At 71.3% G+C, this 23,393-nt stretch carries 21 protein-coding genes and 2 pseudogenes; 9 read left to right on the top strand and 14 right to left on the bottom strand.

Annotated elements, in window-relative coordinates:
- Positions 1-150 precede the first annotated feature (150 nt).
- The 3 genes and pseudogenes from ON30_RS16470 (at position 151) to ON30_RS41115 (ending at position 1,669) form a co-directional block, all read left to right on the top strand.
- Positions 151-1,068: a CorA family divalent cation transporter gene (locus ON30_RS16470; RefSeq protein WP_040708133.1), complete on the top strand. Its 918-nt coding sequence runs from the start codon at positions 151-153 to the stop codon at positions 1,066-1,068.
- Positions 1,069-1,109: 41 nt separating this feature from the next.
- Positions 1,110-1,301 (top strand): annotated as a pseudogene (locus tag ON30_RS42070) (hypothetical protein); the annotation flags it as partial.
- A gap of 233 nt (positions 1,302-1,534) precedes the next feature.
- Positions 1,535-1,669 carry a PDZ domain-containing protein gene (locus ON30_RS41115; RefSeq protein WP_245554082.1) on the top strand — a complete coding sequence of 45 codons (135 nt, stop codon included), beginning with the start codon at positions 1,535-1,537 and terminating at the stop codon, positions 1,667-1,669.
- Here ON30_RS41115 and ON30_RS36925 read toward each other — a convergent pair.
- Both ON30_RS36925 and ON30_RS16460 read right to left on the bottom strand, forming a co-directional pair.
- The gene (locus ON30_RS36925; protein WP_063719892.1) at positions 1,663-1,809 is read right to left on the bottom strand and encodes a hypothetical protein; all 147 of its coding nucleotides are present in this window, start codon (positions 1,807-1,809) and stop codon (positions 1,663-1,665) included. The two genes, ON30_RS41115 and ON30_RS36925, sit on opposite strands and share 7 nt — an antisense overlap.
- Positions 1,810-1,977: 168 nt before the next feature.
- Positions 1,978-2,526, bottom strand: a complete 549-nt coding sequence (locus ON30_RS16460) for a DUF8020 domain-containing protein (RefSeq protein ID WP_040708132.1) — start codon at positions 2,524-2,526, stop codon at positions 1,978-1,980.
- Between the two features lie 268 nt (positions 2,527-2,794).
- Here ON30_RS16460 and ON30_RS16455 point away from each other — a divergent pair, with 268 nt between their 5' ends.
- The gene (locus ON30_RS16455; protein ID WP_040708130.1) at positions 2,795-3,316 is read left to right on the top strand and encodes a hypothetical protein; all 522 of its coding nucleotides are present in this window, start codon (positions 2,795-2,797) and stop codon (positions 3,314-3,316) included.
- A gap of 57 nt (positions 3,317-3,373) precedes the next feature.
- Here the strand turns inward: ON30_RS16455 and ON30_RS16450 are convergent.
- Together ON30_RS16450 and ON30_RS16445 are read right to left on the bottom strand one after the other, a co-directional pair.
- Positions 3,374-5,208, bottom strand: a pseudogene (locus tag ON30_RS16450) (TerD family protein).
- Positions 5,209-5,538: 330 nt separating this feature from the next.
- On the bottom strand, positions 5,539-6,228 hold the full coding sequence (locus ON30_RS16445) for a TVP38/TMEM64 family protein (RefSeq protein ID WP_063719891.1): 690 nt from the start codon (positions 6,226-6,228) through the stop codon (positions 5,539-5,541).
- Between the two features lie 177 nt (positions 6,229-6,405).
- On the opposite strand from ON30_RS16445, the gene ON30_RS16440 reads away from it, so the two are divergent.
- Genes ON30_RS16440 through meaB form a run of 3 tightly spaced genes read left to right on the top strand, consistent with a single transcriptional unit; the run spans position 6,406 to position 11,554 of the window.
- Positions 6,406-8,265 carry a methylmalonyl-CoA mutase family protein gene (locus ON30_RS16440; protein WP_083911441.1) on the top strand — a complete coding sequence of 620 codons (1,860 nt, stop codon included), beginning with the start codon at positions 6,406-6,408 and terminating at the stop codon, positions 8,263-8,265.
- Positions 8,265-10,517, top strand: a complete 2,253-nt coding sequence (gene scpA / locus ON30_RS16435) for a methylmalonyl-CoA mutase (RefSeq protein WP_040708126.1) — start codon at positions 8,265-8,267, stop codon at positions 10,515-10,517. Before ON30_RS16440 ends, scpA begins: the two co-directional genes overlap by 1 nt.
- Positions 10,514-11,554 (top strand): methylmalonyl Co-A mutase-associated GTPase MeaB, encoded by a 1,041-nt coding sequence (gene meaB, locus ON30_RS16430; protein WP_040708124.1) that lies wholly within the window; start codon positions 10,514-10,516, stop codon positions 11,552-11,554. The genes scpA and meaB overlap by 4 nt, the downstream gene beginning before the upstream one ends.
- Before the next feature lie 14 nt (positions 11,555-11,568).
- On the opposite strand, the gene ON30_RS16425 is transcribed toward meaB, so the two are convergent.
- The 3 genes from ON30_RS16425 to ON30_RS16415 all read right to left on the bottom strand — a co-directional run bounded on the left by ON30_RS16425 (position 11,569) and on the right by ON30_RS16415 (position 13,574).
- On the bottom strand, positions 11,569-12,513 hold the full coding sequence (locus ON30_RS16425) for an MBL fold metallo-hydrolase (protein ID WP_051029434.1): 945 nt from the start codon (positions 12,511-12,513) through the stop codon (positions 11,569-11,571).
- Positions 12,514-12,582: 69 nt separating this feature from the next.
- On the bottom strand, positions 12,583-13,188 hold the full coding sequence (locus ON30_RS16420; RefSeq protein WP_083911440.1) for a DUF3558 domain-containing protein: 606 nt from the start codon (positions 13,186-13,188) through the stop codon (positions 12,583-12,585).
- Positions 13,185-13,574: a hypothetical protein gene (locus ON30_RS16415; RefSeq protein WP_040708121.1), complete on the bottom strand. Its 390-nt coding sequence runs from the start codon at positions 13,572-13,574 to the stop codon at positions 13,185-13,187. The genes ON30_RS16420 and ON30_RS16415 overlap by 4 nt, the downstream gene beginning before the upstream one ends.
- 352 nt (positions 13,575-13,926) lie before the next feature.
- On the opposite strand from ON30_RS16415, the gene ON30_RS16410 reads away from it, so the two are divergent.
- Together ON30_RS16410 and ON30_RS16405 are read left to right on the top strand one after the other, a co-directional pair.
- Entirely contained in the window at positions 13,927-14,520 is a 594-nt protein-coding gene (locus ON30_RS16410; RefSeq protein WP_040708120.1) for a hypothetical protein, read from the top strand.
- An 81-nt stretch (positions 14,521-14,601) separates the two neighbouring features.
- Complete coding sequence (locus tag ON30_RS16405) at positions 14,602-15,207, top strand: dihydrofolate reductase family protein (RefSeq protein WP_040708118.1); 606 nt, start codon at positions 14,602-14,604, stop codon at positions 15,205-15,207.
- A 151-nt stretch (positions 15,208-15,358) separates the two neighbouring features.
- On the opposite strand, the gene ON30_RS37550 is transcribed toward ON30_RS16405, so the two are convergent.
- The 7 genes from ON30_RS37550 to ON30_RS16370 are packed head-to-tail and all read right to left on the bottom strand — an operon-like array spanning position 15,359 to position 23,390.
- Complete coding sequence (locus ON30_RS37550; protein WP_051029433.1) at positions 15,359-16,183, bottom strand: Rcat domain-containing protein; 825 nt, start codon at positions 16,181-16,183, stop codon at positions 15,359-15,361.
- A gap of 57 nt (positions 16,184-16,240) precedes the next feature.
- Positions 16,241-18,343 carry an MMPL family transporter gene (locus tag ON30_RS16395; protein ID WP_040708116.1) on the bottom strand — a complete coding sequence of 701 codons (2,103 nt, stop codon included), beginning with the start codon at positions 18,341-18,343 and terminating at the stop codon, positions 16,241-16,243.
- Positions 18,340-19,530, bottom strand: a complete 1,191-nt coding sequence (locus ON30_RS16390; RefSeq protein ID WP_040708114.1) for a hypothetical protein — start codon at positions 19,528-19,530, stop codon at positions 18,340-18,342. Before ON30_RS16390 ends, ON30_RS16395 begins: the two co-directional genes overlap by 4 nt.
- On the bottom strand, positions 19,527-20,567 hold the full coding sequence (locus tag ON30_RS16385; RefSeq protein WP_051029432.1) for an NAD-dependent epimerase/dehydratase family protein: 1,041 nt from the start codon (positions 20,565-20,567) through the stop codon (positions 19,527-19,529). The genes ON30_RS16390 and ON30_RS16385 overlap by 4 nt, the downstream gene beginning before the upstream one ends.
- Positions 20,564-20,818, bottom strand: a complete 255-nt coding sequence (locus tag ON30_RS16380; protein WP_040708179.1) for a hypothetical protein — start codon at positions 20,816-20,818, stop codon at positions 20,564-20,566. The genes ON30_RS16385 and ON30_RS16380 overlap by 4 nt, the downstream gene beginning before the upstream one ends.
- Positions 20,815-22,491, bottom strand: coding sequence for a fatty acid CoA ligase family protein (locus ON30_RS16375; protein ID WP_051029430.1), 1,677 nt, complete (start codon positions 22,489-22,491; stop codon positions 20,815-20,817). The genes ON30_RS16380 and ON30_RS16375 overlap by 4 nt, the downstream gene beginning before the upstream one ends.
- Complete coding sequence (locus tag ON30_RS16370) at positions 22,488-23,390, bottom strand: hypothetical protein (protein WP_040708113.1); 903 nt, start codon at positions 23,388-23,390, stop codon at positions 22,488-22,490. The genes ON30_RS16375 and ON30_RS16370 overlap by 4 nt, the downstream gene beginning before the upstream one ends.
- Positions 23,391-23,393: the final 3 nt, after the last annotated feature.

Genomic DNA, 23,393 nt, shown 5'->3' with positions numbered 1-23,393 from the left:
TGCGCCGTGGCGCGCGGCCCATCCGACCGACCTCCCGAGTCTGGAGTATCTCGCCATGGCAACACAGGGCACACCGCCGGCACGACCGCGGGGCGGATAGCGGTGCGATCCTCCACCGCGCCCGCACCGTTGGACAGGTTCCACACGAGCATGCCCTTCGACCGGTTCGATACCGAAGTACTGGGCAAATACTGGATTCCGCTGTCGGTCGGCGACACCGAGACCGCGACCGAACTGCGCCATCGACTGGGCGTCGACTTCGAGGACCACGCCCGCGGGGCAGGGGATTTCCTCTACCTGCCGGTGGTGGTGCACCACCGCGACGGCGGTCTCGGCTTTCCCGCGGGCGCGCCCGACGCGCTGACCGCCGAGATCATCGTCTTCGCTCTCGGCCAGGAGTTCCTGGTGACGCTGCAACCGTCGGAGCCGTTCGCGCCCTTCGACGAGGCGATCGCGCTGATGGGGCGCAAACCCCTGTTGACGGCCTCCTCGCGCGGGGTGATGTACGCGGTGCTGTGGGCGCTGAACCAGCATTGCGAGCGGATCGTGGACGCGGAGGGCCTGCGCCTGGCGAGCGTGCGCGCCGAACTCGACGCCGCGGCCGACAACCGGGGGCCCGCCGGGGCGCGGTTGCGGTCGGCGTCGGCGAGCCTGAACGGCATCGAGGCCGATCTGGCCAAGGTGCGCGAGACCCAGCGGTATCTGTCCAGGGCGGCGGGGCATCTGCGCGGTCAGGTCGGGGTGCACGCCCCCGAACTCGACGCGCCGATGGCGGGGTTGATCGCCGATATCGAGAGCGTCACCGAGCACGCGCACCTCGAGCACGACCGGGTGCGCTACACGCTGGAATCGCTGCGCGCGCATCTGGACGTGGATCGCGACCGGACGGTGAAGGTGCTGACCACCGTCACCGCCGCGCTGCTCACCCCCACCCTGCTCGCCGCGCTCTACGGCTTGCGCGCCGGCCTGCCGGACTGGGAGTACGGCGTGCTGATCGCGCTGCCCGCCGCGGTGCTGACCGTCGTCGCGGTCTCGGTGTACGTCGCGCGACGCGGCGGTCCGCGCTAGGCGCACCGTCCGTTCACGGGGGCGATGCCTCGAATTCATCCGTGCCGGAGTCGAATTCGGCGTGTCCCCGATACGGCGCGCGCATCCTGGTACTGGTGGTGGCGGTGGGCAGTCCGCTCGGCTTGGCGGGGTCGGTGACCGCGGGCGTGGTGAGCGCGCTGGGTCGCGCCGTCCCGGTGTCCTCGCGCCGGGCGGGGCGCGTCATCGAGGACGTCATCCAGACCGACGCGGCCTCGGTGCCGGGGAATTGCGGTGGCGCGCCGGCCGATTCGCGAGGAAGGGTGATCGGGGTGGTGACGCGCGTGGCCGGGGTCGGACTCGGGCTCGCGGTGCCGATCAACGCCACCACACGCCGCATCGTGGACACCTTGCGCGCCGACGGGCGCATCCGGCGGGCCTATCTCGGCGTGGTCGGGGTGCCCGCGTCGAACTCGCCGAACGCGCCAGCGCCTCGACCGGGGTGCGGGTGGTCGAAGTGGTGCGCGGCGGACCGGCCGAACAGGCCGGGGTGCGCCGCGGGGATCTGGTGCTGCGGATGGCCGAGGACCGGGTGCGCGACGCGCAGGGCATCCAACGACAACTGGGCGATGAAGCTCAGTAGGCGATGAAGAGGATCTCTTCGCGGCTGTAGTCGTGGCCGGGGTGCTTCTCGGCGAGGTGGGCCTGGGTCTTGGCGACCAGGTCGTCCTCGTCCACGCCGACGATGGATTCGCCGCAGGGGCAGTTGAGGTTGCGCTTCACGTGCTGTCCTTCCTCCGGATTCGACGGCCCGCGCGTGCGGATGCCCGCGGCGACGCGGGCTGGGCTGACACGAGCGAGCGCTTGGTCATCGTAGCCGGCCGGGGCGAGCGGACGGAAGGGCCGCCCGGGGTCGCCGGTGCGCGGCGGGCGCGCACCGGCGACGCGCGGTCACGGCGTGGAGTAGCCGATCAGCGCTCCGATGCCCGCCCCGATCGGGACGGTGACCAGCGCGCCGACGCCGCCGAGGAAGAACCCGATGACCGCGCCGATGCCCGCGCCGATCACCGCGCCCACGCCCGCGTTGTACTGCTTGCGGGCCAAGGTGTCGGCGGCCTCGTCGATCGCCTGCGCGGTCTGGGCGGCCTCGGCGTGCGGACGCAGCGTCAGCGTGCGGCCGTCCGCGTCGATGCCGGGGGTGAGCGCGATCGTCGTGCCCGCGGCCTGCAGGCCCAGCGGCACGGTGGCGACCACGGCGCCCGCGGCGTCGGTGAGGGTCACCGACCGACTGTCGGCGGCCGGCAGGAACCGTCCCGACTCGACGGTGGCGGTGATTCCCCGGCCGTCGGCGGTGGGCGCGGCGACGTAGCTGACGCCGCGATCGACCCCGCGCACGGCGAATTCCGACGATGGAACAGGTTGTGCCGCGGCCACGCCCGCGGTGACGCCGGTCGCGGCGACCGCGAGTAGAGCAGTGGCGGCGAACTTCTTCACTGTCATTGTCTTTCCCCACTTTTCCGTCGGCGCCGACGCGCCGACACATCCCCTCGATGCCGGATCTCGGCACGACCATTCTCGCCCAGTCCCGCTCGGGCGCGTGAGTTTTCGCGTCAGCGGAGATGTTTTCGAGAGGAAACACACAATCCGGGTTCACGGGCAACCCGCCGGGAATGGCACGCCGAGGTTGGGGCGCAGTCGGATTCGCGGGCGCGTACCGTGCAGGTGAACCGGCACCGGTTCGGCTCAACACCAGGAAGGGAACACGGGGATGTCGGACGCATCGGTCGAGGTGCTGCTGGACGACTTCGAGAGCAAGAACAACTGGGATCTCGCCGGTCCGGGCGCGGACCGCACGCATATCACCACTTTCGTGGAGGGGGCTCCCAGCAAGAATCCGGGCAAGTACGCCGACGGTGCGGCGGGCGCCGACCACCGCGCCGTGGCCCTGCTGGTCCGCGCGGCCGCCGAGGGCCTCGACATCGAGCTCACGCCCAAGCCCGGTAAGAGTTTCGAGATCCCGGGCCTGCTGGGCGGGCTGAACCTGTGGATCCGCTCGCCGCACGCCGCGCTGCACGTCTACGCCCGCGTCGGCACCGCCGAGGACCCGGCCGAAGTGCTGCTGGGCCGGGTGTCCGCGGGCGCGGAATGGCAGCGCGCCGAGCACGTGCTCACCGCGCCGCTCACCGACGCCGCCGTGCTCGGTCTGCGGCTGCGCCTCACCGAGATCGTCAAGCGCAGCGGCGAGGTCATGATCCTGCTCGACGACCTCACCGCCAGCGCGGCCCGCTGATCCGCCGCACCCCGGCATCGCCGACGGCTCGGGCGGTGCGGGCGGTGCGGGCGGGCCTCATCCCGCCGCGCCGCCCGCGGCATCGGGTGCGGGCGCGTCGGACTGCTTCGGCGCGGCGGGCACCCACCCGCGCAGCGGTTGCACCACCGAACCGTAGAACGCGTCCACCGCGGCGGTCACCGTCGTGATGAAACTCGCGGCGGTGCCGGATCGCCTGCCGCCCATCGTGAAAGCCTGTTCCAGCCCGAAAGTCGCCAGTGGTCCGGAGCGTCCCTCGGTCAGCGTCTTCGGATTCGTCCGCACCGTGCTGAGCAGTTCGCAGGTGACCCCGCCGCGTTCGGCGAAACTCGCCTCGACCTGGACCTCGCCCGGCGCGTCGGCCAGTTGGCGCACCAGCCACGAGACCCGACGACCGGGGGTGCCCTCGTCGGGGGCGTCCAGCGCGATCCGGCAGCGGATCCGATTGGTCCGCACATCCGCGACCACCACCAGGTCGCCGGCGGTGTCGGGGATGCGCAGCACCGCCTCGAACACGCCGTCGGCGGCCAGTCGGTCGGCGACGGCGGCGTTGCGGGCGGCCGGGTCGGACTGGTGCCTGCGCGGCAGCACGTGTTTGACGGTGACGCCGAGTTCGGCGGTCAGTCGCAGCGCCAGGTGCCGCGACAGCGACACCCACCGTTCGGCGACCGCCGCGCCCTTCTGGTCGCCCGCGCGCAGGGTACCCGCCGTGATCGCCTCCCGGACCGCGACCCAGTGCCTGCCCATGTCCACGAATTCGGTGACCCCCGAGCGTGGATGTTCCAGGTAGCGCAGGAATTCCCCGGTCAGCCACGTTTGCAGGTCGTCTTCGATGCCGCCGTGCGCGAGCAGCATCCTGACCTCGTGGGCGACCTCCGCCCAGGACAGGTGCCGCAGTGCCACTTTGGCGAGTTTGCGGCGGTCGACCTCGACCGGCAGTTCGCCCGCACCCGCGGGAACGTCGTTGGTCAGGCTGATGACGGCGTCGTACTTCTTGCGACGGGCCACGTCGAGGTAGCTCTCCAATTGTTCGCGCCGCAGTTTTCCGGTGCCGGTCTTGACCTCGAGCAGGCCGGTCCACACCCGCCCGCCCCGCACGACCTTGAGCACCGCGTCCGGGATGACCGTGGAATCCCCGCGCTCGTAGCGCACCTCCACGTATCCCTCGAACGCGCCCGCGGGCGCGCCCATCCGCGCGCACAGCGCCCGCGCCAACGGCCGCACCGCCTGCATGGTGGCGATCAACGCCGAGGTGGCGCGCTGTTCCTGCTCCTCGCCCGCCCCGACCCCGAACACCGAGAACAGTCGCGCGGGCTGCCAGGTGTCGACCTCGGCGAGTTCGAACTTGATCGGCTTGGGTTTGCGGGCCACCCGCTTGGCGGTGCGAACTCCCGAACGCCGGCCGACTTCTCCCGCGCGCCTGGTGGCGGGCTTCGCCGATAGATCTCGCCGAAGACGAAGGCCGATTCGACGGTGGCGTCGGCGGTGACGTACTCGGCCAGCAGATAGCCCGCCGAATCCACCACGCGGAAGGCGAGTTTGCCGAGGTCGCCGAAGGTGCCGGTGGCGACGCTGCCCGCCAGCGCGATCGTCTCCACGCCCGCGGGGACCGTCGTCAGGTCGATCGCGATGCGGGCCTGCGCGCCGTCCTCGGTGGTGGAACGGCCGAGAAAGCGCACCGAGCCGTCGGCCGATTCGGGCTGGTTGTAGAACACGAAATCGGCGTCGGAGCCGACCTTTCCGCCGGCGCCGAGCAGCAGCGCGGACGCGTCGACCTCGATATCGGATTCGGTCCATCCGAGCACCACGTCGATTCCGGTCGCCTCCTCCGGGAGCGGTGCGTTCTGGCCTTTGGACAGCATCGGAGTCGTCACGATCATCCCCATCTGAATTCGACACGCGCGGTAAGTGAATTCCGAGCGGCGGGTCGGGTTCCGATCCGCGTTCGGCGGCACCGCATTTCGGCGGCGCAGTGATAGTCGGGCCGGTCCGTGTGGCTGTTACATCACATTTCGGGCACGTGCGAACGGGTGGACCCGCCGCGACGGAGAGGTGGTCGCGGCGCGAATCCGCCGGGGGTTTTCGGGGGCGTGCCCGCGCTGTCCGGAAAACGAAACTCGCGACGATTCGGCGGCGCGTTTCGTGGTGAATGCCGAGTTCGCGCGGAATTGTCCAGACAAAATTATCCGACCGGTTGGTTCAATTCAACGCGCGGATTCCGCGACCGTTTTCCTCGCGTCGAGTGCGGGCAGCGGCGGCGGATTCCACCGCGCGTCGACCAGTAGCCCGAGCAGGCCGACCGCGATACAGATCCCCGAGACGACGAGCATGGCGGGATGGGTCCCGCCGGTGAGCGCGTCGGCGAGGATCACGGTGGCCACGGTGCCCGGCAGTGATCCCACCAGCGAGGCGATCAGATACGGCCAGAAACGGACCGAGGACAGCCCGCAGCAGTAGTTGACGATCGAGAACGGCGCGAACGAGATCAGTCGCAGCGAGCCCACGGCCAACCATCCCCGTCGTTCCAGGCGCGCGTCGATCGCGCGGACGGCGGGGTGGGTCAGGCGGGAGGCGACCTGGTCGCGGTCCAGCGCCCGCACCAGCAGCAGGGCCAGTGCGGCCGCCACGGTGGTGGCCCCTAGCGCGATCGCGCTGCCCAGGTACGAGCCGAACAGAATGCCGCAACTGATCGTGAGGACCGTGCGCGGGATCGGCGCGGTCGCGGCCAGGGCGTAGATCACGAAGAAGACCGGCGGCAACCAAGGGCCCGCCGACCCGGCCCAGTCCTGGATACGCTGCGGGGTGGGCAGCGGGGCCGGCATCGCGACGACGAAGACGACGCCGAGGCCGAACAGCAGCGCGACGATACGCCGGTTGCGCGAGAGCCAGGTCACCCGCGACAGGTTACCGGTTGGTAGTGGCGGTCAGCGTCAACCGTCAGGCGTGATGGCGCTAGCATCAGTGGAAACGAGGCGAATGCTCGTTAACCGAAGTGCTCGCTGAGCTGGGCGAATGCTGGTGTTGCGAGAGTGCACCAGCGGTGTGCCCGGCTCGAGTGGAGAGGGAAAGCAGTGCCGATTGCTTCAGATCCGGCCGCGACGCCGGTGCCTGAGTACGCCGCTTGGCGTAAGGGAGTGGCCGGCGTGCTGGCGAAGACCCGTCGGGTCGATATCGCGGAATTGCCGGAGGAACCCGAGCACCTGCTCGCGGAGACCACCTACGACGGACTCACCGTCGCCCCCCTGTACACCCGACGCGACGAGTTGCCCGAGCAGCCGCTGCCCGGTGCGTTCCCGTTCGTGCGCGGCCGCGACGCCCTGCGCGACGTGCACCAGGGGTGGTACGTGACCGCTCCGGTCACCGCCGCCGACGGCGCCGCCGCCAACCGCGAGATCCTGGCGGGTCTCGAGGTCGGTCACAGCGCTGTGTGGCTGGACGCGGGCGAGCGCGGAGTTCCGGTGGACCAGGTGCCCGCCGCCGTGGCCGGCCTGCTGTTCGAGCTGGCCCCGCTGACGCTGCGGGCGGGCGCACAGGTCACCGCGGCCGCAGGCCACCTCTACACCGCGCTGGACGACTACCGGACCCCGGATCGCTCGGCCGTCGTGGTCGCCCTCGGCGCCGCCCCGCTGACCAGCCGCTTCGCCGGCGTCGCCGATGTCGAGCTGTCCGAAGCCCTCGCCCTCGCCCGCGCCGCGATCGCGCGCCCGGAGACGGTCCGCGCCCTGACCGTCGACGGCACCGCCTTCCACGACGCGGGTGCCTCCGACGCCCAGGAACTGGGCGCGGCCGTCGCCGCCGGACTCGAATACCTGCGCGCGCTGACCGCCGACGGCGTCGACATCGCCGACGCGCTCGGGCAACTCGCCTTCCGCTTCGCCGCCACCGACGACCAGTTCGCCACCATCGCCAAGTTCCGCGCGGCCCGGCAGTTGTGGGCGCGGGTCGCCCAGGTCTGCGGCGCCCCCGACTTCGGCGGCGCGCCCCAGCACGCGGTCACCTCCGCGGCGATGATGACCCAGCGCGATCCGTGGGTGAACATGCTGCGCACCACGCTGGCCGCCTTCGGCGCGGGCGTCGGCGGCGCGGACACCGTCACCGTGCTGCCCTTCGACGCCGCGCTGCCCCCGGGCGAGCTGGGCGTGTCGAAGTCCTTCGCCGACCGCATGGCCCGCAACACCCAGTTGCTGCTGCTCGAGGAGTCGCACCTGGGTCACGTGCGCGATCCCGGCGCCGGTTCCTGGTACGTCGAGGAGCTGACTTCGGCGCTGGCGGGCGCGGCGTGGACGTTCATGCGTGAGATCGAGGCCGCGGGCGGCTACCTGGCCGCGCTGGAATCCGGAGCGCTGGCCGAGAAGATCGAGGCCACCCGGACCGCGCGCGACGCCGACGTGGCGCACCGCCGTTTCGCGGTGACCGGTGTCAACGAATTCCCGAATCTGGCCGAGAAGCCGCTCTCGGAGCAGGCGCGGGCCGCGGGTCTGGCCGCCCGCTACGGCGCGTCCTTCGAGAGCCTGCGTGACCGCTCCGACGCCCACTTGGCCGCGCACGGGTCGCGTCCCAAGGCGCTGCTGGTGCCGCTGGGCACCGTCGCCGAGCACAACGTGCGCGTCACGTTCATCGCCAACCTGCTCGCCTCGGGCGGCATCGAATCGGTCAACCCCGGTCCGCTCGCGGTGGACGGAATCGCCGCGGCCGCGAAACAAGCGGGCGCGTCGATCGCGGTGCTGTGCGGCGCGGACAAGCGCTACGCCACCGAAGCGGGCCCCGCCGCCGAGGCCCTGCGCGCGGCGGGCGTGACGACGGTACTGCTGGCCGGGGCCGCCAAGGCCGTCGCCGAGCTGAGTGAGACCCAGCGCCCGGACGGATTCCTGGCCGCGAAGATCGACGCGGTCGCGGCGCTGTCCGACCTGCTGGAGAAGGTGGGAGCCTGATGACCACACGCGAAGTCGACCACGTGATCGGCAGTTTCGCCGATGTGCCGCTGCACGAGCGCGCCCCCGAGGCCGCCGACGTGGACGCCGGGCAGAAAGAGCGCTTCGTCGCCGAGGCGGCCGCCGCCACGAACTACGCGCCCGAACAACTGATCTGGTCGACCCCGGAGGGCATCGACGTGCCGCCGGTGTTCACCAAGGCCGACCGCGACGCGGTGGTCGAGCAGGGCTACCCGCTCGACAGCGTGCCCGGCGTCGCGCCGTTCCTGCGCGGCCCGTACCCGACGATGTACGTCAATCAGCCGTGGACCATCCGCCAGTACGCGGGCTTCTCCACGGCGGCCGACTCCAACGCCTTCTACCGCCGCAACCTCCAGGCGGGCCAGAAGGGCCTGTCGGTGGCCTTCGACCTGGCCACCCACCGCGGCTACGACTCCGACCACCCGCGCGTGCAGGGCGATGTCGGCATGGCGGGCGTGGCGATCGACTCGATCCTGGACATGCGCCAGCTCTTCGATCACATTCCGCTGGACCAGGTCTCGGTGTCGATGACGATGAACGGCGCGGTGCTGCCGATCCTCGCCCTCTACGTGGTGGCCGCCGAGGAACAGGGCGTCACCCCCGAACAGTTGGCCGGAACCATTCAGAACGACATTCTGAAAGAGTTCATGGTCCGCAACACCTACATCTACCCGCCCAAGCCGTCCATGCGGATCATCTCCGACATCTTCGCCTACACCAGCGCGAAGATGCCGAAGTTCAACTCGATCTCGATCTCGGGCTACCACATCCAGGAAGCGGGCGCGACCGCCGATCTTGAGTTGGCCTACACCCTGGCCGACGGTGTCGAGTACATCCGCGCGGGCATCGACGCCGGCATGGAGGTCGACAAGTTCGCGCCGCGGCTGTCGTTCTTCTGGGCGATCGGCATGAACTTCTTCATGGAGGTCGCCAAACTGCGGGCCGGGCGCCTGCTCTGGAGCGAACTGGTCGCGAAGTTCAACCCGAAGAGCGCGAAATCGCTGTCGCTGCGCACCCATTCGCAGACCTCGGGCTGGTCGCTGACCGCGCAGGACGCCTACAACAACGTGGCGCGCACCTGCATCGAGGCGATGGCCGCGACCCAGGGGCACACCCAGTCGCTGCACACCAACGCCCTGGACGAGGCGCTGGCGCTGCCCACCGACTTCTCGGCCCGCATCGCCCGCAACACCCAGCTGCTCATCCAGCAGGAGTCCAACACCACCCGCCCGATCGACCCGTGGGGCGGTTCCTACTACGTCGAGTGGCTGACCCACCAGCTGGCCGACCGGGCCCGCGCGCACATCGCCGAGGTCGAGGCACACGGTGGCATGGCCCAGGCCATCGGCGAAGGCATCCCGAAGCTGCGCATCGAGGAGGCCGCGGCCCGCACCCAGGCGCGCATCGACACCGGCCAGCAGCCGGTGATCGGCGTCAACAAGTACCAGGTCGAAGAGGACCAGCAGGTCGAGGTTCTCAAGGTCGAGAACTCGCGGGTGCGCGCCGAGCAGATCGACAAACTGCGCAGGCTGCGTGAGGAACGCGACGCCGACGCCGTCGAGCGCGCGCTGAACGAACTGACCCGCGCCGCCGCCTCGTCCGAAGGCGGCATGGAGAACAACCTGCTGGCCCTGGCCATCGACGCCGCGCGCGCCAAAGCCACGGTCGGCGAGATCTCCGACGCCCTCGAGAAGGTCTACGGCAGGCATCAGGCCGAGATCCGTACCCTCTCGGGTGTGTACCGGGACGAGGCAGGAAAGGTCACCAACATCACCGCCGCGAGTGGACTGGTCGAGGAATTCGCCGAGGCCGAAGGACGTCGTCCGCGCATCCTGGTCGCCAAGATGGGTCAGGACGGCCACGACCGCGGCCAGAAGGTGATCGCCACGGCCTTCGCCGACCTCGGCTTCGACGTCGACGTGGGCCCGCTGTTCCAGACCCCCGAAGAGGTGGCGCGGCAGGCGGCCGACAACGACGTGCACGTCGTCGGCGTGTCCTCGCTGGCGGCCGGCCACCTCACGCTGGTGCCCGCCCTGCGGCAGGCACTGGCCGATGTCGGTCGCCCCGACATCATGGTCATCGTCGGCGGCGTCATCCCGCCCGGTGACTTCGAGGAGCTCTACCAGGCGGGCGCGGCCGCGATCTTCCCGCCCGGCACCGTGATCGCCGACGCGGCGATCGACCTGCTGAAGAAGCTGGGGGCCGCCCTCGGCCACGGCGCGGGCGAATGACCGAGGCAGGGTCGGCCACTGGACCCGGAGTGGCCACACGCCGCGGCATCGATGTCGACGCACTCGCCGAGTCGGTCCGGTCCGGTGACCGGGCCGCCTTGGCGCGCGCGATCACCCTGGTCGAATCCACCCGCGCCGACCACCGGGACCTCGCCCAGCGACTGCTGCTGGAACTGACACCGCAGGAAGGGGATTCGGCCACGGCCGCGGTCTCCAACCGGGTCGGCATCACGGGTGTGCCCGGCGTCGGCAAGTCGACCTTCATCGACGCGCTGGGCATGTCGCTGATCGGCAAGGGGCACCGGGTCGCGGTGCTGGCGGTGGACCCGTCCTCCACCCGCACGGGCGGTTCCATCCTCGGCGACAAGACCCGTATGGCGCGGTTGTCGCTGGAACGCGACGCCTTCATCCGCCCCTCGCCCACCGCGGGCACGCTCGGCGGCGTCGCGAAGGCGACCCGCGAGACCATCGTGCTGTTGGAGGCGGCGGGCTACGACGTGATCCTGGTGGAGACCGTCGGTGTCGGCCAGTCCGAGGTGACGGTCGCCAACATGGTCGACGTGTTCTGCTTCCTCACCCTGGCCCGTACCGGTGACCAGTTGCAGGGCATCAAGAAGGGCGTGCTGGAACTGGCCGATCTGGTCGCGGTCAACAAGGCCGACGGCAAGCACGAGATCGAGGCCAAGGCCGCCGCCCGCGAACTCGCGGGCGCGCTGCGCCTGATCCACCCGCACGACGCGCTGTGGCGGCCGCCGGTGCTGACCATGAGCGGCCTGGAAGGGCTCGGTCTGGACAAGTTCTGGGACACCGTCCTGGAACACCGGCGGGTGCTCACCGACGCGGGGGAGTTCGACGAGAAGCGCCGCCGTCAGCAGGTCGACTGGACCTGGACGATGGTCAACGACCAATTGCTGCGCAGACTGGCGCAGAATCCGGCCGTCAAGGCCCTGCGCGGCGAGGTCGAGCAGCAGGTCCGCGCGGGCACGCTGACCGCCGCGCTGGCCGCCGAACAGATCCTGAACGCCTTCGACGCCTGAGCCGCCCGGCCCCGTCAGGCGGGGTCGGGCAGCGCGCGGATCGCGTCGTGATCGTGGGTCGCGACGATGCGCACGGTGTGCCGCGCCAAGTGCAGGCGGTGCAGCGTCAGGAAGGTCAGGTCGCGGTCCACGTCGACCAGATCGCCCGGGAAACTCGACTTCTGCCGGACTTTGTCGATCTGTACGTGATGCCAGGCGGCGTCGCCGGCCAGCAGCACCCATCCGTGCCCGGTGTGCGCGAGCACGCCGACGCTGCCCGGCGTGTGACCGGCCAGATCGACCAGCACCACCGACCCGTCGCCGAACAAATCGTGGCTGCGGGTGAAGGTGAGCACCGGGGGGCCGTCCAGGTCGTAGTGGGTGATCGGCCGGTCGCGCAGCGCTTCTCGGACACCGCCCACGGGCGCCGTCGCGCCCGCGGAGATCCACCGGTGTTCGACGCGGTGCAGGCGCACCGGCAGATCGGGCAGATCCAGCAGACCGCACACGTGATCCCAGTGCGCGTGGGTGGGCAGCGCGAAATCCACGGTGGGCGCGTCGGGGAGTTCGCGCAACGCGGTGACCGTGGCGACGGTGTCGCGCGGCGGACGCACGGCCGCGCGCAGAAAGCCCGGAAGTTGGGACAGCGCGCGCCGTTCCACGTCCCGACAGACGGCCGGGTCGACCAGGATGCTCGCGTCGGGATGCCGGATCACGAACGAGGTCAGCACGCTCGGCACGCGGCGCGGTCGCCACACGCCTTCGGCGACGCCCGTGGTGGGGACCAGGCGCGGCACCTGCGGCAGGGCGCGCACATCGACCGTCGCGCGCGGTGTGGGAAGCCCGGCATCGGTCACCGTGCGCAGGAATCGCTCGTCCACCGGACGGGGACGCACCAGACCGCGGACCATGCCGCCCGCGGCGCGGCAGCAGTCGAGCAGACTCGGACGGGCGACCGGATCGGACGCGGGCTCGGGCATCTCGGCAGTATCTCCCGTTCGTGGTTCGCTGTGCCGGTACAGGTTTCGTGGACGTCGGGACCGGGCGACTCAGCTCCCGGCGGGCAACAGTCCGGCCACCGCGTCGGCGATCTCCGCGGCGCTGTCGCACGGTGACAGGTTGCGCGGATGCGCGCCGCGCGGGTCGTCCACGAGGATGTAGAGGGAACCGGCGGATGTCTCGATGTTGACCGTGCACCCGCCCGGGGTCTCCGGCCGTGCCTCGTAGCGCAGGGCGCGGCGTCCGCCGAAGCTCGCCTCCGTCGCGGTGGGGAAGCTCCGGCGTACCTGGTCCAGGGTGGTGTCGGTGGTCTGCACCAGGAAGGTGTAGCGCGCCCTGGTCAGATAGGCGCAGCCGCGCCAGGTGTGGCCGCCCGCCGTCGACTGTTTGCGTTCGGGAGCGCGCGCGTCCCACTGGTGCTCGGCCAGGAAGCCCTCGGTCAGCGCGACGCACGGATCGAATTCGCCGCCCGCCTCGGCCCGCGGGGGAGTGCTCGCCGCCGCGCCCGACGTCGTGGGCGTCGCACTCGCGGTCGTGGGCGTCGGTGTCGTCGCGTCTTCCCCGCAGGCCCCGAGCAGGACCGCCGCCGCGACCACGCCCACCGCGAGGAGCCCGCGCGCCGGACGCCGTGCCGGAACCCCTTGCCGTGCGGTCATATCCTGATCTCGCGCAACCGCCGGGCGAAATCCTCGTCGACGCGCGCGTAGGTCTCGCGCAGGGTGGTGAACAAGGTCTGCAACTCGGTGGCGACCGCGATGAAATCGGCGAGGGTGTCATAGGCGTTGTCGGGTCCGCCGAACGCCTTCTCGCGGAACAAGTTCACCAATTCGACCGCCGAGGTCAGGCGCGGATCGTCCTCGCCGAGGCCCCACCCCTGTTTCTCGCCGAGCGCGCGGGCGTCGAGCATCGCCACCGTCAGATCGTCCACGAACCGCTGACACGCGGCATCCAGATCGAGGAAGACCCGCGGTTCCATCCGCACGGTCAGCGCCCCCGACCCGGCCTGCGCCACATACGCCCCGAACGGGCTCTCCACGGCCATCCCTGTCGCCCCTTCCTCCGCTCGCACCTGTTCTGTGAGACGCACGGGCGCGCACGACGGTTCCATCGAAACACACCCGTGTCCGGAAAAGTCGGGCGATGCGGCGAGCGGTCGCGTCCGGTTGCGGCGGCAAGCGCGACCAGTACGTGGCCCCGCCCGCCGACGCCCGATCGAAGCCACCGTCTGACCCACCCACCGGAGGTCGGAACCGCTGCCACCCGCGGTTCCAACCTCGACCCTTTCGAATCACCCGGGTGCGCGGGGCCGTTCCGGTTCGCGGCCCCGCATCGGTCTACCGGACTGCCGAAAGCGCGCTGAGCAGATACCGTCGGCCGGGTGGCAGGATGCCGGGGTGGGTGATTTCTTCGAGCGGATCGTCGATGTCGAGGTGGACGCGGCCGAGGCGGGTGCGCTCGCCGAGCGCGTGGTGGAGTGGATGGTGTCGCGGGGGTGGTTGCTGCGCGAGACCTCGGGGGAGGCCATGTACAGCCTGCACGTCGAGCGAGGGTATGTGCCGGGGCCGGAATGGTCGCGGATCGCCGGGGACTGGGGTGCGGACTGGATTCCCGGGCCGGTCGCCGTCACCGTCGGTCGCCACGCCCACCATCCCGGTCAGGGCGACACCGAACCCGCCTCCGCGAACTGCCCGCGTTGCGGGAAGACCGCCGTCATCATCGACTACCCGCGGCGGTGGGAAGCCGATCCGGTTGTGTGGCAGCCGTTCTCGAACGCCATCGAGACCTGGGAACGCACAGGTGAGGGGCCGGTGGTCTGCCCCGCCTGCACCGCACCGAGCCCCGTCACGGCTTGGCGCTTCGCCGACGATTTCGCCCTGGGCGCGCTCGCGTTCGACTTCTGGGGCTGGCCACCCCTCACCGCCGATTTCCTGACCGAACTCACCGCCTGCCTCGGCCACCGAACCCGCCACCACACCGGCAAATTCTGAGACGATGCGTGCGGGCTCGGCCGATGAGTTCGGGGGCTCCGGGGGGTCATAGTTCTCGACACCCTAGGAAAGGACAGCGTCATGGCGGAGCTTCTGGTCGACTTCATCACCTCCCTCGACGGGTACGCCTCGGGCGAGGGATGGCCCGGGTTCTGGGGCCTCGAGGGGCCGGAGTACCTCGCGTGGCTCGGCGAGCAGCCGCAGGCCACGTATCTGATGGGGGCGAACACCTATCGCCTGATGTCGGGCTTCGCGGCCGGTCAGGTGCCCGATGGCCAGGACGAGTTCCGGCCGGAGGAGGAGGCGTCGGTCGACGAGCTCACCAAAGCGTCGAAGGTGGTGTTCTCCTCCTCACTGGAGGAGCCGCTGACCTGGGCCAACGCCACACTCGTCCGCGACGACGCCGTCGAGGCGGTCCGCGCCATGAAGGCGAGCGGTTCGGGGCTGCTCACCACGATCGGCAGCCTGAGCCTGTCCCGGTCCCTGCTGCGCGCCGGACTGGTCGACCGATTCCGGGTCGTGATGTTCCCGGTCATCACCGGCGCCACGGGCTCGGAACGCATCTACGACGGCTATCCGGACCTCGCCCTCGAGATGATCGAGCACCGCACCTTCGACGGCCGCATCCAGTTGGTCGAGTACAAGCCCCGCGTCCTCGAGCACCCGCCGCTCGGCGCTCCCGCGTGAGGTCGTCGGGCCACCGGCCGGCATTCGGGTACGCGCGGTGACCGGCCGGTCGCGAGACATGTCGTCGCCGCTGGGATCACCATGCTCAGCGTCGTTCCGGATCAGGCGCAGAATCCGGCTGGTGCCGGGACCGTAGCGGCGGTGGATGGTGCTAGTCCTCGGGAACCATCTGGATGGCGATGCCGCCGAAGTACGCCTCCTCCATGGTGGCGGGCCTGCCGCCGATGAGGCAGGCCCCGGTCCGGGTGACTTCGACGCACTCCTCTGAGGCGGGGTCGACCGTGTCGGCGTAATAGGCGATGAACCCGCCGCTCATATGGGTGTTGAACCCTTTCACGGGACGACCCGTGCGGTCGGTGGTGCGGGTCCGGCAGTCGGCGCAGACCGCGCGCGGGTAGCGGGGTTCGTAGTGTGCGGGGCTGCCGCAGCGCGGGCAGGGGCGGGTGTAGCGGCGGCCTGCGGTCGGACCTTCCAGCAAGTGGTCGTGGCGGGCGAACAGCGAACGCGCGGGGACGGTTCGGTCGCGGTGGCCGCGCAAGGTGAGCAGCGCGTAGTCGGCGTAATCGGCGGCGGCGTCGTCGAGCGCGGCGCGACCCGGCGCTTCGGCCACGCTGGTGAGGCCGGCGTCGTAGGCGTCCGCGGCGACGCGCAGAGCGGGCGAGAGTGCGCTGTCCGGGATGGTCCGATTCGCGTGCGCCGCTTCGGCCAAGTGGGCGGCGATCACCGCGTCCAGTGTGCGTCCGCTCCCGGACAGCAGTCCGCTGCCGTAGCCCTCCGTGGAGATCAGCACGTAGCCGTCGATGTCGCCGTCGCTGGTGGCGATGGTCTGGCGGAAGGCGAAACCTTTTCCGTGTTCGGCGTTCTCGAGTCCAGGATGCGGATACGGGACGAGGGTTTCGGGGTCGCCGGCCACCGCGTGCGCCATGAGCAACGCTTCGGCACGGGTCGTCGGCGGGGCCCACTCCGGACGGTTCATGCCCGCCAGCCTACGATTCCGCGCCGCCGCGTGACGAAATCTGCCGGCCCCGCGAAGTCATCGCTCGACGGCCGCCGGGATGCTCGGCTGCGGTCGGCGGAAGAACTTCGGGGACCACCAGTTGGCGGGGCCCATGAGTTGCACCAGGGCGGGGACCAGCAGCATGCGCACGAGTGTGGCGTCGATCAGCAGGGCGATGATCATGCCGAGGCCCAGGAAGCGCATCGGGGTCAGCGGGGACAGGGTGAACGCGCCGGTGACCAGGATCAGCAGTACCGCGGCGGCGGTGATGACGCGGGCGGTGCGGACGGTGCCGTCGCGGACGGCGGCGGCGGTGTCGGCCCCCTGGGCTTGGGCTTCGACCATGCGGGAGAGCAGGAAGACCTCGTAGTCGGTGGACAGGCCGAACACGACGGCGACGATCAGGACCAGCATGCCCGCCGCGATCGGCCCGGGTTCCACGCCGAGCGGTCCGGCCAGGTGACCGTCGGAGAAGATCCAGGTCAGGACGCCGAAGGTGGCGGCGAGGCTGAGGAAGGCCATGGCCACCGCCTTGACCGGCAGCAGGAGTGACCCGAAGGCCGTCCACAGCAGGATCAGGGTCGCCCCGACCATGACCAGGATCATCCAGGGCATGCCGCGCACGATGGAGTCGACGCTGTCCAGGGTGGCGGCGGTGTCGCCGCCGACGCGCAGGGTGGTGTCGGGCGGTGGTGTGAGGGAACGGATCTCGCGGACCGCCGTGGTGGCCGCTTCGCCGCGGTCGGTGGCGTCGAGCGTGGCGTGCAGGACGACGAGATCGTCCACGCGCCCGATCTGGGTCACCCGGTGCACCCCCGGCACGGCTTCGATCGCGTCGGTGACCTGGTCGACCGCCGCGGCCTGCGGCACTGCCCCCTCGACGCCGCCCAGCACGGTGGTGATGCCGCTGCCCGCCGCCGGGAAGTCCGCGGTGAGTTGTTCGACGGTCTGGCGCATGGTGTTGTCGGCGGGCAGCGCGCGGTGGTCGATGTCGCCGAGTCGGATGCCCAGCAGGGGGCTCGCCAGGGCGAGCAGTACCGCGCCGACCGCTACCGTGACGGCTCCCGGTCGGGTGAGCACCGCGTCCACGACCCGGCCCCAGAACCGTTCGGTGCGGGCTTTCGCGCCGCCGCGCCCGATGCGCGGGCCGAACAGGGCGAGCAGCGCGGGCAGGACGGTCAGCGACAGCAGCGCGGCCAGGGCGACCGCCGCGATCGCGCCGAAGCCCAGCGAGCGCAGCACCGCCTGCGGGAAGACGAAGGTGCCCGCGAAGGCGCAGATCAGCAGCAGCGCCGAGAAGCCGACGGTGCGGCCCGCGGTGGCGAGGGTGCGTTCGACGGCCGCGGCCACGTCCGCGCCGGGCGTGTATTCCTCGCGGAAGCGGGTGACCAGGAACAGCCCGTAGTCGATGGCCATGCCGAGTCCGAGCAGTGAGGCGATGTTGACCGCGAAGGTGCTGACCTGGGTGAGTTCGGTGAGCAGTCGCAGCGCGCCGAGTGCGCCGAGGACCGCGAGCGCGCCGACCGCCACCGGCAGTCCGGCCGCCGCGACCCCGCCGAAGATCAGCACGAGCACGAGCAGCGTCAAGGGCAGCGAGATCGATTCGGCGCGGATCAGGTCGTGTTGGGATTGTCGGGTGATCTCGGTGGAGATCGCGCCGTAGCCGGAGAAGCGCGTGTCGAGGCCGGGAACCCGCAGGGCGGCTTCGAGTTCGGGAAAGGCGGCGATGCGCTGATCTTCCTCGCCCGCCGCGAACACCACCGCGACCGCCTGCCTGCCGTCGGCGGAACGCAGCGACGGGGCGAGCAACGGTCCGCTGTGCCAATAGGTTTCGACGGGACGCGCCAACAGGTCGGGGTCGATGCCGTCGACCGCCCTACGCACCTCGGGACCGATGTCGTCGAGGGTGCGTCCTTCGGGCACGGTGTAGAGCGCGATGACATCGGGGGTGCGGGGCCCGAAACGCTCCTGCACCAGGCGATCCACCCGCGCGGACTCGCTGTGCGGGTCGGTGAAGCCCGCCGCGCTGACCCGCTCGGCGACGTCCGCGCCGAACAGGCCGAGCGCCACCATCAGCGCGACCACGACGACCAGGATCGTGCGCGGCCGCGCGAGCACCACGCGGGCCAGGATTCTCACGACGCCAGGTCCGCGCCGCGTCCGGCGACCCGCTCGAACATCGTGGCGATGTCGTCGAGCAGGGCTTCGAGCCGTTCTTCGACGCCCGCGCCGCCGCGCGCCGAGACGGTGAGATCGGTGTTGCCGCCGGATTCCATGATCCCGAACAGCAGGGGCATGGCGACGCTGTGCTGCGGCAGCACGTAGACGGCGGTGGGCCGGAATCCGGGGACGGCGAGTTCGGCGAGGTCGAAGCGACCCATGTGAGAGACGGTGGCCGAGGCCAGATTCCGGCCGAAGCGCACGCCGAGTCCGTTGAGGGCGCGCAGCAGCAGGCCGGTGGCGGGCTCGGGGACGTCGGTGAGCCGGGCGGCGGCCATCTGGTTCAGTTCGCGCCGTTCCCGCAGTCCGGCCTTGATCTGGTCCTTGACCTCGACCCAGTCCTGACCGGGGGCGATGTCCAGGAACAGTGGCAGGGCGAGGTTGGCGGTCGAGCGCAGGTCCGGGTCGTGGCGGCGCAGATCGACCGGCATCATGATCCGCGAGACACCGCGGGTGCGCCCGGCCAGCAGCGCGGCGACCCGCGCGACCGGTGCGTTCACCCGGACCGGAATCGAGCGGCGCCGCAACAGGTGTCGCGGCAGATCGGGATGCTGCCGGCCGGACGGGACGGCGGCGCGGAAGCGGGGGATCATCAGCGCCGGGAGTCCGGGCGCGCCGACACGGCGGACCAGTTGGGCGTCCGCGATCGGATCGGCGTGACCGATCGGCGCTTCCCCGCGCAGCGCGCGCAGGATCTCGCGCAGCCACAGCACCATCCCCATGCCGTCCATGACGCCGTGGAAGACGCGCAGTACCAAGGTGACCGGGTCGCCGTCGAGGACCAGCACCTCGGTGGTGGCTTCGGGTGAGGCGGCGATCGGCGCGGTGAGGATCGGATCGGCTTCCAGCGCGTGGCCCGGCGTGTGGCGCACCACCCGCACGTCCGGGGCGATCCCGCTGTCCACCCAGGTCGAGCCGGAGCGGACCAAGCGCGCGCCGGGGCAGGCCGCCGACGCGACCGCGACGGCCTCGCGCAACCGCCGCACATCGAGGTCGCCGACGCCGGGGACGACCAACTGCATGAGGAACGGCGGCGCGAGCCCGCGCATCGGGAAATACATGCGTTCGGTGGGGGACAGCGGTCGGCGGAACTCGGTGTCGCTCATCGCAGATCCTTGGTCAGTTCCGTCACGCCGCCCTCGGCCGCGAGCCAGTTCAGGAAGCTCGCGAGCCCTTCGGCGCGGGTCACGATCGGCCGGTAGCCGAGATCGCGCGCGGCGGCGGAGGTGTCGTAGGTGGCGCTGCGGGTCATCAGCGCGACCGCGTAGCGCGACAGCGGCGGCGACCAGCGGGTCGCGATCGCCGGTACCCGCCACAGGGTTTCGATGACCGCGACGACGGCGGCCAGCACGCGCGGATCGGGACGCCGGGTGGGACGCGGATAGCCGAGCAGGTCGGCGACCTCGCCGAGGAACCCCCACACGTCGGTGCGTTCGGCGTCGGCGAGGAAGTACGCCTTCCCGCCCACCGCGGGCGCGTCCAGGGCGCGCACGCAGGCGTCGACCACGTTGTCCACGTGGCACAGCGACGCGTGGACGGTCCGCCCGTAGGACAGGTCGGGCAGGTCGCCGGTGGCGGTGCGGTCGAGCAGACGCACGATCGGCCCCGACCGGTCGCCCGCGCCCCAGATCGCGCGCGGGCGCAGCGCGCAGGTGGTGAACTCGGCGGAGTTCGCGGCCAGCACGGCCCGTTCGGCGGCGGCCTTGGTCTCGGAGTACAGGTTGAGGTAGCGGCGCGGGTAGGGCAGTGATTCGTCCACGTCGAGCAGGTCGCCGCCGTCGCGTTCCATCAGCGCGCTGGGACTGGAGACGAATACGAACCGTCGCGCGCCGTGGGCGCGGGCCGAGGTGACCAGATCGACGGTGGCCCCGACGTTCTCGCGCTGGAACTGCGCGCGGGTGCCGCGCTCGTCGACCCGCGCGGCCGAATGCACGACCGCGTCCATTCCCCGGGTCGCCTCGGCCAGCGACGCCGGATCGGTCAGGTCGCCGAGGACCGGTCGCACCTCGCGCACCGAGCCGAGGTCGGCGAGGTTGCTGCCGCGGCGCACGAGGATCGACACGTCGTGTTCGCCGTCGGCCACCAACTTGCGCGTCAGCGCGCCGCCGAGGAATCCGGACGCGCCCGTCACCAGGACCTTCATCGCTTCGCCTCCGTCGTCTTCCAGTAGGTCAGTCCGAAGATCTGGGTGAGCGCGGCGGTCTCGAGCGGCGAGCGTCCGGCGCCGTGCGCGGCCCGCAGCGCCGCCGGGATCTGCGCGGCGTGCACGACGACGCTGAGGAACAGGTCGATCCACCACAGCGCCCGCCACATCCCGCGCGAGCGCGCGGCGACCAGCAGGTACAGCCAGCCGAGGACGGGGATCGCCCGCAGCGCGAGCACCCGCGGGCTCACCGCGCGCCGCCGTCCACGCGGGAACCGGCCCATTTCGCCAGCTGTTCGCGGCCGATCTTGGCGTTGTGCCGGATGTCGACCGGGAAGCCGGGGTGGACGAGGAAGTCCGCGATGTCCTCGGTCAGCGCGAATTGCGCGGCCCTGGCGCGCAGGCGCGGCAGGACGGTGTCGGCCTCGGCTGTCTCGGCGAGTTCGACGCACAGCACCGGGCGCTGCGCGTCGGGGACGCCGACGCCGACCAGCGCGGTGCGCGCGACGCCCTCGACCGGGGCGAAGATCTGCTCGACCTGCACCGTGAACAGCGGACCCGCCGCCGTGCGCACGCGCTGACTCTTGCGCCCGCAGAACCAGATCCGCTCGTGCTCGTCGATCCAGGCCAGATCGCCGGTGCGGTGCCAGATCACCTCGTCCTCGACGATCTTGCCGACGACGTTGGCGCGCTCGGGCCAGTAGTAGCGGGTGCTGACGTTGGGCCCGGCGACGACGAGTTCGCCGATGCCCGCGGTGGTGTCGAGTTCACCCGCGCGGCGCTGCGCGTCGGCCCAGGTGGGCAACGGCTCATCGGTGATGGCGACCAGTCGCGCCCGGATCCGGTCGGCCGGTCGCCCGATGCAGGTGCCCTCGCCGCGGTGCGCGCGCTCGACCAGTCCGTCGGCCAGTTCCCGTGATTCGATCATCGACAGCGGCAGCGCCTCGGTGGAGCCGTACCCCGCGTAGACCCGCACGTCCTCGGTGAGCTGTTCGCGCAGTCCGGTGATGCACCAGTCGGGGACGGGCGCGCCGCCGGAGAAGACGCTGCGCACGGTCTTCAGGTCGTCGGGGCGTTCGCGCAGGCGGCGCAGCAGCGGGATCAGCACGGCGGGCGAGGCGAACAGGGTGCGCACCCCGAAGCGGCCGATGGCGTCCACGACGTGGTCGGGGTCGGTGGCCCCTACCTTGCTCGGCACCAGCGGCGGCAGCACGCAGCGCGAGCCGAGCAGCAGATCGAGAACGCCGACCAGCGGCAGCGTGATCAGCGAGGTGTCCGGCGGTTGGTGCTCGCGCGCGGTGTCGACCTGTTCGACCATCGCGGCGAGGTTGCCGTGGGTGAGTTCGACCGCTTTGGCCGGACCGGTGCTGCCGGTGGTGAAGCCGATGACCAGCACGTCCTCGTCCGCGCCGACCGCCCGTTCGGGCAGCGCGGCGGCGGGGGTGCGACCCCACGCGGCGAGTCGGTCGCCGCCCCAGAACCAGCGCCTGCCGACGGTGACGGTGGTGCGCACCGAGCCGAATCCGCGGCGCACCAGCACGCGCAGCGCGTGCGCCTGCGGGATGCCGATGAACGCCTCGGCCCGCACCGCGCGCAGGCAGCGCACCATCTTGCGCACCCCCATGCCCGGATCGATGACGACCGGTACCGCGCCGATCTTCACCAGCCCGAACAGCAGGGCGTAGAGCTCGGGGCCGGGCAGCACCAACAAGATCGTGCGGGTTCCCGACCCCACGCCCGAGGCCAACAGCCGTTCGGCGATCGCGTCGGACCAGGCGTCGAGTTCCCGATAACTGACGTGCCGGTAGACCGGCAGCCCGTCGGGGCCCGTCCCGACCGGGTGGATGACCGCTTCCCGGTCCGGGTCCGCGGCGACCGCGTCGCGGAACCGATCCAAGGCCTTCCAGTAGGTGGCGGCGGTCACGAACCGGTCCCCGCCGGGAGGCGGTACAGCGCGGCGGCCGCGGTGGGTCCGGCGCCCGCCGCGACGAACAGGATCGCTTCCCGCCCGGTCAGGGCGTCCTCGACGACGGCGCGGTGGTAGGCCAGCGGCAACGCCGCGGTGTGCGGGTCGCCCTCGGCCGAATCGTGGGCGCGCACCGCGTCCTGGTCGATGCCCAGCGCGTCGGCCAGCAGTTTCGGGAACTGCGGGGTCGGGGTGGAGGCGATCACCGCGAGCCCGGTGACGTCGTCGACCTCGGCCAGCGCCGAGCGCGCCGCCTCGACCGCCACCGCGAGCAGGCGCTGCTCGAAATCGGGGTCGCGGACCACGGTCATGATCCCGCGACCGCGCGCGCCCATCGTCGCGGTGTCGACGTAGGCCTCGACGGCCGGGGTTCCGGTGGCGGCGGCGTGGTGCACCCGGCCGAAACCCTCGCCGTCCGGGGCGTCGGCGAGCAGCAGGGCAGCGCCGACGGTGGCGTAGGGGAATTCCTCGGTGGCCACGGAGGTGGTCAGCGACGGGTGGGTGTCGCCCGCCACGACCAGGACGTGCTCGGCGCTGCCGGTGGCCAGGATCGAGCCCGCGACGCGGACCGCGTCCAGCACCCCGACCGCGCCGTTCATGAGGTCGAAGGAGAAGGTGCGCGGATCGTCGGCGGCGTATTCGAGCCCGATGCCCGCCGCCTTCTGGATCAGCGCGGCGACGGCGGGTTCGACGGTGTTGGAGTCGCGGAAGATGCCGGTGTTGATCAGCACCCCGACCTGGTCGGCGCGAATACCGGCCCGCTCCAGCGCCTTACGGGCGGCGCGGCCGCTGTTCTCGACGATGCTGTTGGTGTCGCTCGCGCGACTGATGCCGGTGGCGATGATACGGACGCCCATGAT

The sequence above is a fragment of the Nocardia takedensis NBRC 100417 genome (assembly GCF_000308695.1).
Lineage (GTDB): Bacteria > Actinomycetota > Actinomycetes > Mycobacteriales > Mycobacteriaceae > Nocardia > Nocardia takedensis.
The sequence above is the reverse complement of the archived record's forward strand: the minus strand, read 5'-3'. Positions and strand labels throughout refer to the sequence as shown.